This is a genomic window from Cellulomonas algicola, assembly GCF_003851725.1.
GTDB classification, from domain to species: Bacteria; Actinomycetota; Actinomycetes; order Actinomycetales; family Cellulomonadaceae; genus Cellulomonas; species Cellulomonas algicola.
Map to the genome: position 1 here is coordinate 1 of NZ_BHYL01000057.1, position 12,609 is coordinate 12,609.

A 12,609-nucleotide genomic window follows, 5' to 3' on the forward strand; every position below is an offset into this window, starting at 1 on the left:
CCCCCGGCGGCTACCCGCCGCCGCCCGCCCCCGCGCCCGGCAGCTACCCGCCGCCGCCCGCCGCGCAGGGCTCCTACCCGCCCCCGCCGTCCGGGGGGCCCGGGTACGGCCAGACGCCCCCGCCGGGCGGCTACCCGCCGCCGTCGACCGGCTACCCGCCCGCGGGCTACCCGGCACAGGCCGGCTACGGGGCGCCGTCGGCCACCGCGCCCATCGGCGAGTCGCTCCAGTACGGCTGGCAGAAGTTCACGACGAACGGCGGCGTCTTCGTCGCGGCCACCCTGATCTGGCTGGCGATCGCGGCGGTCGTCGTCTTCCTCGTGACCCTCGTGTTCGGCGGGCTGTCGGCGCTCGCGGACCCCGACGGCGACGGTGTGTCGAACGGGATGGGGCTGGGCTTCTCGTTCGGCTTCGTCGTCATCTACACCGTCGCGTGGCTGGTGGCGTACCTCGTCCAGGCCGCGTTCGTGCGGGTGTCGCTCAACCTCACGTACGGCCGCCCGGTCGCGCTCGGCGACTTCTTCCGCTTCGAGAACTCGGGCCCGGTGGTCCTGACGGCGTTGCTGCTGGCGGCTGTCAACCTCGTGGTGGGGCTCGTGGCGTGGATCCCGCTGATCGGCTGGCTCGTGAGCGTCGCGGCGAACCTGCTCGTGCTGTTCACGCTGTGGTTCGTCATCGACAAGCAGCTGAGCCCGGTCGACGCGCTGCAGTCGAGCATCCGCCTCGTCACCTCGAACCTCGCGACGACGATCCTGTTCTACCTGGTGGGCGGCGCGATCATCTGGGCGGGCGCGATCCTCTGCGGCGTCGGCCTGCTGGTCGCCGTCCCCGTCGTGCTCGTCGCGACGTCGTACCTGTACCGCCGCCTGCTCGGCGAGCCGATCGCGCCCTGATCGCGCCATGACCGCGCGCCACGAGCGTGCGACGCCTCGCCCGGGACCGCGCCGGGCGGGGCGCCGTCATGCCGTGACGAAGTCGATGAGCTCCTCCACCCGGCCGAGCAGGCTCGGCTCGAGGTCGGCGTAGGTGCGGACGGTCCCGAGGATCCGCTTCCACGCGTGCGCGACGTCGGCCTGGTCCGCGACGGGCCAGCCGAGCTCGCGCAGGATGCCGTGCTTCCACTCGGTGCCGCGCTCGATCGTGGGCCAGCGCTCGAGCCCGAGGCGCTGCGGGCGGACGGCCTGCCACACGTCGACGTACGGGTGCCCGAGGACGAGCACGGTCCCGGCGGGCGCGGACCGCGTGACCTCCGCGGCGATCCGGCTCTCCTTGGACCCGGGCACCAGGTGGTCGACCAACACGCCGAGGCGGCGTCCGGGGCCGGGCGCGAACGCGCGCACCGCGTCGGGCAGGTGGTCCACACCGTCGAGCAGCTCGACGACGACGCCCTCGACGCGCAGGTCGTCGCCCCACACCTTCTCGACGAGCTCCGCGTCGTGCTTGCCCTCGACCCAGATGCGGCTGCCGCGCGCGACGCGCGCCTGCGCACCCTGCACGGCGCGCGAGCCGGACGCGGTCCGCGTCGGGGCGGCCGGTGCGCTCGCGCGGACCGGGGCGGTGAGCGCGACGGGCTCGCCGTCGACCCAGAACCCCGGTCCCAGCGGGAACGTGCGCGACCGGCCGCGCCGGTCCTCGAGGACGACGACGTGCATGCCGCCCGACTTCTCGACGCGGACGACCGCACCGACCCACCCCGTCGTCACCTCCTCGACCACGAGGCCGACGTCGGCGGCCTGCGGCCGTGACGTGCGGGCCGGGCGGTGGTGGGAGGAGCCGGAGCCCCCGAGCACGTCCGAGCCGTAGCGGTCCTGAGTCACGCGCGGCACTCTAGGGCGCCGGTGCACGCGCCGCCGGCACGTCGGGGGCGCGGCGTAGGATTGGCACTCGTGCACGGCGAGTGCTACCCGTGGCCGCATGGCCCGGGACCGACGCGGGGGAGGCGAGAGTGAGCGAGGACCGTCGGCTGGACGTGCTGCGCGCGATCGTCGAGGACTACGTCGCGACGCGTGAGCCGGTCGGGTCGCGCGCGCTCGTCGAGCGGCACGCGCTGGGCGTGTCGCCCGCGACGATCCGCAACGACATGGCGGCGCTCGAGGACGCCGGGTACATCGCGCAGCCGCACACGTCGGCCGGACGCGTCCCGACGGACAAGGGCTACCGCCTGTTCGTGGACCGGCTCACGACGGTCAAGCCGATGTCCGCGGCCGAGCGGCGCGCGATCGGCGAGTTCCTCGACCACGCGGTGGACCTCGACGACGTCGTCGACCGCGCGGTGCGACTCATCGCGCAGCTCACCGGGCAGGTCGCGGTCGTGCAGTACCCGTCGCTGCGGCGCTCGGCGCTGCGGCACGTCGAGCTCGTCACCGTCGGCGCCCGGCACCTGCTCGTCGTCCTCATCACGGACACGGGCCGCGTCGAGCAGCGCACGCTCGAGCAGGACCACGACGTCGACGAGGCCGTCGTGGCGCAGCTGCGCGCGCGCCTCAACGTGGCCGCGACCGGTCGCCGTCTGTCGGAGCTCCCCGACGCGTTCCGCGAGCTGCACGACGCGTTCGCGCCGCAGGACGCGCCGCTGGTGCGTCAGGTCGTCGCGCTGGTCGAGGAGACGCTGGCGCAGGAGAGCGAGGAGCGCGTCGTGCTGGCCGGCACCGCGAACCTCGCCCGCGGCGGCGGCGTCGACTTCGCGCACTCGATCGGCCCGGTGCTCGAGGCGCTCGAGGAGCAGGTCGTCCTGCTGCGCCTGCTGTCCGAGATGGCCGAGGACCAGGCCGCGGTCAGCATGCGGATCGGGCGCGAGACGCAGCACGACGGCCTGCTGGAGACGAGCTTCGTCACGACGGGCTACGGCGACGAGAGCGGTGCGGTCGTCGCCCGCGTCGGCTCGCTCGGCCCGTTGCGCATGGACTACCCCGGGACGATGACCGCCGTGCGCGCCGTCGCCCGCTACCTGACCCGCATCCTCGCCGGATGAGCCCGCTGCGGCGTCCCCGGCCCGTCCCCACCGCGTGCCTGAGCACAGGAAGCGAGCGCACCCTCACGTGACCGACTACTACGAGATCCTCGGCGTCCCGCGCGACGCGTCGCCGGAGCAGATCAAGAAGGCGTACCGGAAGCTCGCGCGCGAGCACCACCCCGACGTCGCCGGCAGCGACTCCGCGTCCGAGGAGCGCTTCAAGGACGTCTCGCGCGCGTACGACGTGCTGTCCAACCCCGAGAAGCGCCGCGCGTACGACCTTGGTGCCGACCCGGCGTCGCCCGGCGGCGGCATGGGCGGCGGCTTCGGCTTCCAGGACATCTTCGAGACGTTCTTCGGCGCGGCCGCGGGTGCGGGCGCGCAGCGCGGACCGATTCCTCGCGCGCGTCGCGGCCAGGACGCGCTCGTGCGCCTCGACCTCGACCTCACCGAGGTGACGTTCGGAGCGCACAAGGAGGTGCCGGTCGACACGGCCGTGCTGTGCCCGACGTGCGGCGGCTCGTGCTGCCGTCCCGGCACGTCGCCGCGCACGTGCGAGGTCTGCCACGGCCGCGGGTCGGTGCAGCGCGTCGCGCGGTCGTTCCTCGGCCAGGTCATGACGACGCAGCCGTGCGCCGCGTGCCACGGGTTCGGCACGGTCATCCCCGAGCCGTGCCCGGAGTGCTCGGGCGAGGGCCGGGTGCGGTCGCGCCGCACGCTCGGCGTCGACGTGCCCGCGGGTGTCGACACGGGCACGCGCATCAAGCTCACGGGTCAGGGCGAGGTCGGCCCGGGCGGCGGCCCCGCGGGCGACGTCTACCTCGAGGTGCACGAGCGCAAGCACGACACGTTCGTGCGCCGCGGCGACGACCTGCACGCGACGCTGCAGGTGCCGATGACCGCGGCCGCGCTGGGCACGACACTCCAGCTCGACACGCTGGACGGCGAGCGCGAGGTCGACCTGCGTCCCGGCACGCAGCCGGCCCAGGTCGTCACGCTCAAGGGTCTCGGCGTCGGCCACCTGCACGCGGGCGGGCGCGGCGACCTGCACGTGCACGTCGAGGTGCAGGTCCCCACCGCGCTCGACGACGAGCAGGTCGAGCTGCTGCGGCGGCTCGCGGTGCTCCGCGGCGAGGAGCGCCCGGAGTCGCGGCTCGCGAGCGCGAGCAGCGGCGTGTTCGCGAAGCTGCGCGACAAGCTCTCGGGCCGCTGAGGTGAGCGCACCCGTCTTCCTCGCGGAGCCGGGGACGCTCGCGGGCGTGGTCGTGGGCGGCACGTACCTGCTCGACGGGTCCGAGGGCCGGCACGCGGGCGTCGTGCAGCGGCGCGGGCCGGGGGAGCGGGTCGACGTGGTCGACGGCGCCGGGGTGCGGCTGGTCGGTGTCGTGGAGTCCGTCGGCGGCGAGGGGGTCCACCTGCGCGTCGACGACGTCGTCGTCGAGCCCGCGCCCGACGTCGCGCTCGTGCTCGTGCAGGCGCTCGCGAAGGGCGACCGCGACGAGCAGGCGATCGAGGCGGCGACCGAGGTCGGCGCCGACGGCGTCCTGCCGTGGCAGGCGGACCGGTCGATCGTCGTGTGGCGCGGCGAGCGCGCCGCCAAGAGCCGCGCGCGCTGGCTCGGGACCGTCCGGGCGGCCGCGAAGCAGTCCCGGCGGGCGCGCGTGCCCGAGGTCGGGACGGCCGTCGACTCGCGCGCGCTCGCGCAGCGGGTGCGGGTGAGCGTCGAGGCCGGCGGCGCCGCGCTCGTGCTGCACGAGGAGGCGGCGCTGCCGATCGCCGACGTGACGCTGCCGGGCGCGGGGACGGCGGCGCGCGAGTGCCTGGTGGTCGTCGGGCCGGAGGGCGGCATCGGCGACGACGAGCTCGCGCGGCTCGTGGACGCGGGCGCGGTCACGGTCCGGCTCGGGCCGCACGTCCTGCGCACGTCGACGGCCGGGCCGGTCGCGCTCGCGCTCCTCGCCCAGCGCCTCGGCCGCTGGTCCTAGCCCTCGTCAGCGCACGTCGGCGACCGTCTCGGCGACCGCCGCGCGGCCCGCCTCGAGGCGCGCGACCGGGACACGGAACGGGGAGCAGGACACGTAGTCGAGGCCCGCGTCGTGGAAGAACCGGATCGACTCCGGGTCGCCGCCGTGCTCGCCGCACACGCCGAGCGTCAGGTCGGGCCGGGCCGCGCGGCCCTGCTCGACGGCGATCTGCACGAGACGCCCGACGCCGAGCGCGTCGATCGTCTCGAACGGCGACACCGTGAGGACGCCGTTGTCGGTGTACTGCGCGAAGAAGGCGCCCTCGACGTCGTCGCGCGAGAACCCCCAGGTGGTCTGCGTGAGGTCGTTGGTGCCGAACGAGAAGAACGCGGCCTCCTGCGCGATCCGGTCGGCGGTGAGCGCGGCGCGGGGCAGCTCGATCATGACGCCGACGGGCAGGTCGAGGTCGACGCCGCGCTCGGCACTGACCGCGGCCATGATCGTGCGGGCCTCGTCCTTGACGAGCCGCAGCTCCTGCACCGATCCGACCAGCGGCACCATGATCTCGGCGCGCGGGTCACCGCCGGCGGCCCGGCGCTCGACGACGGCCTCGCAGACCGCCCGGATCTGCAGCGCGAACAGGCCGGGCACGACGAGGCCGAGCCGGACGCCGCGCAGGCCGAGCATGGGGTTCGCCTCGTGCATGCGGCGGACCGCCGCGAGCAGCCGCTCGTCGGACGCGGCGTCCTCGCCCCGCTCGTGTGCGAGCGCGACGCGCACCGACAGGTCGGTGAGGTCGGGCAGGAACTCGTGCAGCGGCGGGTCGAGCAGGCGGATCGTCGTGGGCAGCCCGTCCATCTCGCGCAGGAGCCCGACGAAGTCCTCGCGCTGGAGCGGCAGGAGCGCGTCGAGAGCCGCCTGCCGCTCGTCGTCGCCGGACGCGAGCACCACGCGCTCGACGAGGACGCGCCGCTCGCCGAGGAACTGGTGCTCGGTGCGGCACAGCCCGACGCCCTGCGCACCCAGCCGGCGGGCACGTGCGGCGTCGGCTGCGGTGTCGGCGTTCGCGTGCACGTGCAGGCGGCGGACCGTGTCGGCGTGCGTGAGCAGCCGGTCGACGGACCGCACGAGCTCGCGCGTGTCGTCGTCGGGCGCGTGGTCGAGCGCGGCGTCGAGCCCTTCCTCGAGGTACCGGCTGACCGGTGACGGCTCGACGGGCACCTGGCCCAGGAACACCTCGCCCGTGCCGCCGTCGATCGCGAGGGTGTCGCCCTCGCGCACGACGTGCCCGTCGACGCGGAACGAGCGCGTGACGAGGTCGATGTCGACGGCCTCGGCCCCGACCACGCACGTGCGGCCCATGCCGCGCGCGACGACCGCCGCGTGCGACGTCTTGCCGCCGCGCGCGGTGAGCACGCCGACCGCGGCGATCATGCCGCCGAGGTCGTCGGGGTTGGTCTCCCGCCGGACCAGGACGACGTCCTCCCCGAGCGCGGCCCTCTGCTGCGCGGTCGCGGAGTCGAACACGGCCGCACCGACGGCTGCGCCGGGCGACGCGGCCATCCCGCGCGCGAGCAGCGTGCGGTCGTCGGACACCGCGAACTGCGGGAAGAGCAGCTGGGACAGCTGCGCCCCCGAGACCCGCGCGAGCGCCTCGTCGAGCGTGATGAGGTGCTCGTCGACCAGCTGCGTCGCGATGCGGAACGCGGCCGGCGCGGTGCGCTTGCCGACCCGCGTCTGGAGCATCCACAGCTTGCCGCGCTCGATCGTGAACTCGATGTCGCACAGGTCGCGGTAGTGGGTCTCGAGCTGGCGCATGGCGCGGCGCAGGTCCGCGTAGGCACCCGGGTCGCGCTGCGCGAGGTCCTCGAGCGACAGCGTGTTGCGGATCCCGGCCACCACGTCCTCGCCCTGCGCGTTCGCCAGGTAGTCGCCGTAGTTGCCGGTCTTGCCGGTCGCCGGGTCGCGCGTGAACGCGACGCCCGTGCCCGACGTCGGCCCGAGGTTGCCGAACACCATCGGCACGACGTTGACGGCCGTCCCGAGGTCGTCGGGGATGCGCTCCTTGCGGCGGTACAGGCGCGCGCGCTCGGTGTTCCACGAGCCGAGCACCGCGACGATCGCGAGGTCGAGCTGCTCGCGCGGGTCCTGCGGGAACGGCGACCCCGTGTGCGTGCGCACGATCTCCTGGAACGTGCCGACGAGCTCGCGCAGCGCGTCGGCGTCGAGGTCCACGTCCGAGGTCACGCCGCGCGCCGCCTTCGCCGCGTCCAGCGCGTCGGAGAACAGCGCGCCGTCGATGTCCAGCACCGTGCGGCCGAACATCTGCACCAGCCGGCGGTAGGAGTCCCACGCGAACCGCTCGTCCCCGCTGAACCGCGCGAGCCCGTGCACGGTCGTGTCGTTGAGCCCGACGTCGAGGACGGTCTCCATCATCCCGGGCATCGAGAACTTGGCCCCCGACCGCACCGACACGAGCAGCGGGTCGTCCGGGTCGCCGAACCGCCGCCCGAGGGTGTCCTCCATCTTGCGCAGCGCCGTGGTGACCTCGACCGCGAGCTCGCGCGGGACCGCGCCCGTGCGCATGAACGCGCGGCACGCCTCGGTCGTGATGGTGAAGCCCGGCGGCACCGGCAGACCCAGGCGGGTCATCTCGGCGAGGTTCGCGCCCTTGCCGCCCAGGAGGTCCTTCTGGTCCTTGTCGCCCTGCGTGAAGTCCCACACGTACGTCGCCACGGCGCACCTCCGCGTGCGGCCGGGCGCCCTCACCCGGCCTCCCACCGGCCAGTCTGTCCCCGTCCACGCCCGCCGCGCAGCACCAAGGTCCCGGGTTGGCCCGCGGGAATGCGCTCGGCGGACGCGCGCACGGCGTCGGTAGACTGGGACGACCACCCGACCGCGTGCGACGCGCCCGACGCGCCCCGCGACCGCCACCGAAGGAGCGCACGGCGCACGCCGACCCATGACGCAGCCCCACACTGATCCCCGCCCGGCCGGTGCGCACGCCCGCGTCGAGCACCGCATCACCGTCCCGGCCGACGTCTCGATGGTCGAGCTGCTGGGCCTGCGCGACGAGGTGCTCCGCGCCATCGAGTCCGGCTTCACCACGGTCGACGTGCACGTCCGGGGCAACGAGGTCACCCTCGCGGGTCCCGCGGGCGACGTCGCCCTCGTGGCGCGCCTGGTCGACGAGCTCGTCGAGATGGCCGCCGCCGGCACGCCGCTCACACCCGACGTCGTGTCCCGCTCCGTCGCGATGCTGGCCGAGGGCTCCACGGCCCGCCCCGCCGACGTCCTGACGTTCAACATCCTCACCGCGCGGGGCCGCACCATCCGGCCCAAGACCGCGGGCCAGAAGGAGTACGTCGACGCGATCGACCGGCACACGGTCACGTTCGGCATCGGCCCCGCCGGCACCGGCAAGACGTACCTCGCGATGGCCAAGGCCGTGCAGGCGCTGCAGGCCCGGCAGGTCAACCGGATCGTGCTCACGCGTCCCGCCGTCGAGGCGGGGGAGCGGCTTGGGTTCCTGCCCGGCACGCTGTCCGAGAAGATCGACCCCTACCTGCGCCCGCTGTACGACGCGCTGCACGACATGGTCGACCCGGAGTCGATCCCGCGGCTCATGGAGGCCGGCACCGTCGAGGTCGCGCCGCTCGCGTACATGCGCGGCCGCACCCTCAACGACTCGTTCATCATCCTCGACGAGGCGCAGAACACGTCCGTCGAGCAGATGAAGATGTTCCTCACGCGCCTCGGGTTCGGGTCCCGCGTCGTCGTCACGGGCGACGTCACGCAGGTCGACCTGCCGTCCGCGACGACGTCGGGCCTGCGGGTCGTCGAGAAGATCCTCGAAGGCGTCGACGACGTGGCGTTCTGCCGCCTGTCGTCCGCCGACGTGGTCCGCCACCGGCTCGTGAGCGACATCATCGACGCGTACGCGCGCTGGGACAGGGACGGCAGCCGATGAGCATCGAGGTCAACAACGAGTCCGGGTTCGACGTCGACGAGGCCGAGTTCGCGGCGCTCGCGCGGTTCGTGCTCGACGCGATGCACGTGCACCCGCAGACCGAGATGTCGATCATGCTCGTCGGCACCGACGTCATGACCGACCTGCACGTCAAGTGGATGGACGAGCCCGGCCCGACCGACGTGCTGTCCTTCCCGATGGACGAGCTGCGCCCCGGCCGCGAGGGCGAGCCGACGCCCGCCGGCCTGCTGGGCGACGTCGTGCTGTGCCCCGAGGTCGCCGCGCAGCAGGCGCGCGCCGCGGGCCACTCCACGGCCGAGGAGCTGCTGCTGCTCACGACGCACGGCATCCTCCACCTGCTGGGCTACGACCACGTCGAGCCGGAGGAGGAGAAGGAGATGTTCGCGCTCCAGCGACGCCTCCTGCTGACGTTCCTGGCCGGTCGATGACCGACGTGCCCGTCGGGCTGCTGGTCGCGCTCGCGGTGCTCGGCATCGCGTTCGCGGCGGCGATGTCGGCGGGTGAGGTCGCGGTCACGCGCGTCTCGCGCGCCACGGTGACCGACCTCGTCGCCGACCAGCACCCGGCCGCCGCGCGTGTGAGGCGTCTCGAGGAGCACGCGTCCCGCGTCGTCGCGGCGGCGTCGTTCGTCCGGCTGCTCGCGGAGATGACCGCGACGGTCTGCCTCACCCTCGTCGTGTCGTCGGGGTCGCTGCCGTGGTGGGCCGTCCTGCTCGTCACCGTCGGGCTCGTCGCCGTCGTGGCGTTCCTGCTCGTGCGCGTCAGCCCGCGCAGCATCGGCCGGTCGCACCCCGTGCGCACGCTGACCGTGCTGTCCCGCCCGCTGCTCGGCATCACGGTCGCGTTCGGCGGCCTCGGGCGCGCCGCGTCGTACGCCGGGCCCGCGCAGGACGAGGAGGAGCTGCGCGAGATGGTGCAGCGCGTGAGCGAGTCCGAGGCGATCGAGGACGAGGAGCGGGAGATGTTCCGCTCGGTGCTCGAGCTCGGCGACACGCTCACGCGCGAGGTCATGGTGCCCCGCACCGACATGGTCGTGACGCACGCCGACACCCCCGTCCACAAGGTGCTCGGGCTGCTGCGCCGGTCCGGCTTCTCGCGCGTGCCCGTCGTCGGCGAGTCGGTGGACGACCTGCGCGGCGTGCTGTACCTCAAGGACGTGGTGCGACGACTGAGGCTCGCGCCCGGGGTCGACGACCCCGACGCCGACGCGCTCCTCGCCGCCCCCGCCGACTCGCTCGCGCGACCCGCGGTGTTCGTGCCCGAGTCCAAGCCCGTCGACGAGCTGCTGCGCGAGCTCCAGGACGGCTCGTCGCACATGGCGATGGTCGTCGACGAGTACGGCGGCATCGCCGGCCTCGTCACCATCGAGGACGCGCTCGAGGAGATCGTCGGCGAGCTCACCGACGAGCACGACCCCACCGCACCCGAGGTCGAGGACCTCGGCGACGGCGTCTACCGGGTGCCCGCACGGCTCGGCCGTGACGAGGTCGGCGAGCTGTTCGGCCTCGACGTCGAGGACGAGGACGTCGACACCGTCGGCGGGCTCCTCGCGAAGGCGCTCGGCAAGGTCCCGCTGCCCGGGTCCGCGGGCGACATCCACGGGCTGCACCTCGTCGCCGAGGAGGCCCAGGGGCGGCGTCGCACGCTGTCCACCGTGCTCGTCAGCCTCGCCACCCCCGACGACCCCCCGACGCACACGCCCGCCGAGGGCGTGCCGACCGACCAGCACGGAGCCGCACGATGACCTTCCGCTCAGGATTCGCCTGCTTCGTCGGCCGGCCCAACGCGGGCAAGTCCACGCTGACCAACGCGCTCGTCGGCCAGAAGGTCGCGATCACCTCGGGCCGTCCGCAGACGACCCGGCACGCCGTGCGCGGCATCGTGCACCGCGACGACGCCCAGCTCGTGCTCGTCGACACCCCGGGCCTCCACCGGCCCCGCACGCTGCTCGGCGAGCGGCTCAACGACCTCGTCAAGGACACGCTCACCGAGGTCGACGTCGTCGGCTTCTGCCTGCCCGCGGACCAGCGCGTGGGGCCGGGGGACCGGTTCATCGCCGACCAGCTCGCGGAGCTCGCGCGCGACGGCCGCGGCACGCCCGTGGTCGCGATCGTCACCAAGGCCGACACGGTCGGCAAGGGCCGCCTCGCGGAGCACCTGATGGCCGTGCAGAACCTCGGCGAGTGGGCCGACATCGTGCCCGTCTCGGCGGTGTCCGGCTACCAGGTGAAGGTCCTCGAGGACGTGCTCGTCGGGCACCTGTCCGAGGGCCCCGCGCTCTACCCCGAGGGCGAGCTCACGGACGAGCCCGACAACGTCATGGTCGCCGAGCTCGTCCGTGAGGCCGCGCTCGAGGGCGTGCGCGACGAGCTGCCGCACTCGCTCGCGGTCGTCGTCGACGAGATCGTGCCCCGCGAGACCACGTCGCCCGACGCGACGCCCATGCTCGACGTGCGCGTGCACCTCTTCGTCGAGCGCGACAGCCAGAAGGCCATCGTCATCGGCAAGGGCGGTGCGCGGCTGCGCGACGTCGGCAGCCAGGCACGACGCGGCATCGAGGCGCTGCTCGGCGCGCGCGTGTTCCTCGACCTGCACGTCAAGGTCGCGAAGGACTGGCAGCGCGACCCCAAGCAGCTCGGGCGGCTGGGCTTCTGATGCTCCGACCCGGGTTCCGCGACCGCCGCACCCTGCCGCACGAGCGGCGGGGCGGTTCGCAGTACCGCGTCGTCGCGAGCACCGTGCTCGGGATCGTCGTGCTCGCCGTGCTCGGTGCCGTCATGGGCCCGCAGTGGGACCCCGTCCCGCTGGCCGACCCGATCGCGGTCGAGACGTCGGACACCGCGATCGGCGACGCCCCGCTGCTGCGGACGTACGACGTCGCGACCAGCACCGTCACCGTCCAGCTCGACGGCGCGACCGTCGAGGCGCAGATCAGCGTCCCCGTCGGCCTCGACGAGCCCGCGCCCGGCGTCGTGTTCGTGCACGGTGCCGGCACCGGCAAGTTCAGCCGGGCGTTCGTCGAGCAGGCGCGCGCGCTCGCCGCGTCGGGCATCGTCGCGATGGTCCCCGACAAGCGGCTCGACACCTACACGACGCGGCACCGCGACTACGTGCAGATGGCCGCCGACTACGAGGCGTCCGTCGAGGTCCTGCGCCGGCACGCCGACGTCGACCCCGACCGTGTCGGCGTCTACGCGGAGAGCGAGGGCGGCTGGATCGCGCCCGTGATGGCCGCGCAGGACCCGCGCCTCGCGTTCGTCGTGCTCGTGTCGTCGCCCGTCGTGCCGCCGCGCGAGCAGGCCGCCTTCGCGGTCGACTCCTACCTGCGCAACACGGGCGTCCCGCACGGCGTGTTCCGCGCGATCCCGCGCGCCGTCGGCATGTCGCTGCCGGGCGGCGGCTTCGAGTACGCCGACTTCGACGTGACGCCCTACCAGCGGCAGATGCGGCAGCCCGTCCTCGTCGTCTACGGCACGGGAGACGCGTCCATGCCGACCGTGCAGGGCGCCGAGCAGATCATCCGCGACACCGCGATCGCCGGGAACGGCGACGTCACCGTCCGCTACTACGAGGGCGCGAACCACGGGATCCGGGTGGACGGCGACGTGTCGCCGGTGTTCCTCGGCGACCTGTCCGGCTGGGTGCTCGGCCTGCCCGCGACCGGCAGCAGCGAGCCGCGCATCGCCGGCGCGCAGCCCGTC

11 protein-coding genes are annotated in these 12,609 nt (G+C 74.2%); 9 read left to right on the forward strand and 2 right to left on the reverse strand.

Annotated features, from left to right (window positions below; all coding sequences use genetic code 11):
* A partial coding sequence (locus CTKZ_RS21395) for a hypothetical protein (protein WP_160142823.1) occupies positions 1–893 on the forward strand: 893 nt, incomplete at its 5' end.
* A gap of 66 nt (positions 894–959) precedes the next feature.
* Here CTKZ_RS21395 and CTKZ_RS04280 read toward each other — a convergent pair.
* Entirely contained in the window at positions 960–1,817 is an 858-nt protein-coding gene (locus tag CTKZ_RS04280) for a DUF3097 domain-containing protein (protein WP_124341783.1), read from the reverse strand.
* Positions 1,818–1,945: 128 nt separating this feature from the next.
* Here CTKZ_RS04280 and hrcA point away from each other — a divergent pair, with 128 nt between their 5' ends.
* The 3 genes from hrcA (at position 1,946) to CTKZ_RS04295 (ending at position 4,938) form a co-directional block, all read left to right on the forward strand.
* Positions 1,946–2,971: a heat-inducible transcriptional repressor HrcA gene (hrcA, locus tag CTKZ_RS04285; protein ID WP_124341784.1), complete on the forward strand. Its 1,026-nt coding sequence runs from the start codon at positions 1,946–1,948 to the stop codon at positions 2,969–2,971.
* A 67-nt stretch (positions 2,972–3,038) separates the two neighbouring features.
* Positions 3,039–4,166 (forward strand): molecular chaperone DnaJ, encoded by a 1,128-nt coding sequence (dnaJ, locus tag CTKZ_RS04290; protein WP_124341785.1) that lies wholly within the window; start codon positions 3,039–3,041, stop codon positions 4,164–4,166.
* A gap of 1 nt (position 4,167) precedes the next feature.
* Positions 4,168–4,938, forward strand: coding sequence for a 16S rRNA (uracil(1498)-N(3))-methyltransferase (locus tag CTKZ_RS04295; RefSeq protein WP_124341786.1), 771 nt, complete (start codon positions 4,168–4,170; stop codon positions 4,936–4,938).
* Between the two features lie 6 nt (positions 4,939–4,944).
* Here the strand turns inward: CTKZ_RS04295 and ppdK are convergent, their stop codons facing one another.
* Positions 4,945–7,653: a pyruvate, phosphate dikinase gene (ppdK, locus tag CTKZ_RS04300; RefSeq protein ID WP_124341787.1), complete on the reverse strand. Its 2,709-nt coding sequence runs from the start codon at positions 7,651–7,653 to the stop codon at positions 4,945–4,947.
* 226 nt (positions 7,654–7,879) lie between these two features.
* Here ppdK and CTKZ_RS04305 point away from each other — a divergent pair, with 226 nt between their 5' ends.
* The 5 genes from CTKZ_RS04305 to CTKZ_RS04325 all read left to right on the forward strand — a co-directional run.
* On the forward strand, positions 7,880–8,887 hold the full coding sequence (locus tag CTKZ_RS04305; RefSeq protein WP_124341788.1) for a PhoH family protein: 1,008 nt from the start codon (positions 7,880–7,882) through the stop codon (positions 8,885–8,887).
* Positions 8,884–9,336, forward strand: a complete 453-nt coding sequence (ybeY, locus tag CTKZ_RS04310; RefSeq protein ID WP_124341789.1) for an rRNA maturation RNase YbeY — start codon at positions 8,884–8,886, stop codon at positions 9,334–9,336. Before CTKZ_RS04305 ends, ybeY begins: the two co-directional genes overlap by 4 nt.
* Positions 9,333–10,652: a hemolysin family protein gene (locus tag CTKZ_RS04315; protein ID WP_124341790.1), complete on the forward strand. Its 1,320-nt coding sequence runs from the start codon at positions 9,333–9,335 to the stop codon at positions 10,650–10,652. The genes ybeY and CTKZ_RS04315 overlap by 4 nt, the downstream gene beginning before the upstream one ends.
* Positions 10,649–11,563: a GTPase Era gene (era, locus tag CTKZ_RS04320; protein WP_124341791.1), complete on the forward strand. Its 915-nt coding sequence runs from the start codon at positions 10,649–10,651 to the stop codon at positions 11,561–11,563. Before CTKZ_RS04315 ends, era begins: the two co-directional genes overlap by 4 nt.
* Positions 11,563–12,609, forward strand: a 1,047-nt coding sequence (locus CTKZ_RS04325; RefSeq protein WP_124341792.1) for an alpha/beta hydrolase family protein, incomplete at its 3' end; no start/stop codon positions are given. The genes era and CTKZ_RS04325, both read left to right, overlap by 1 nt.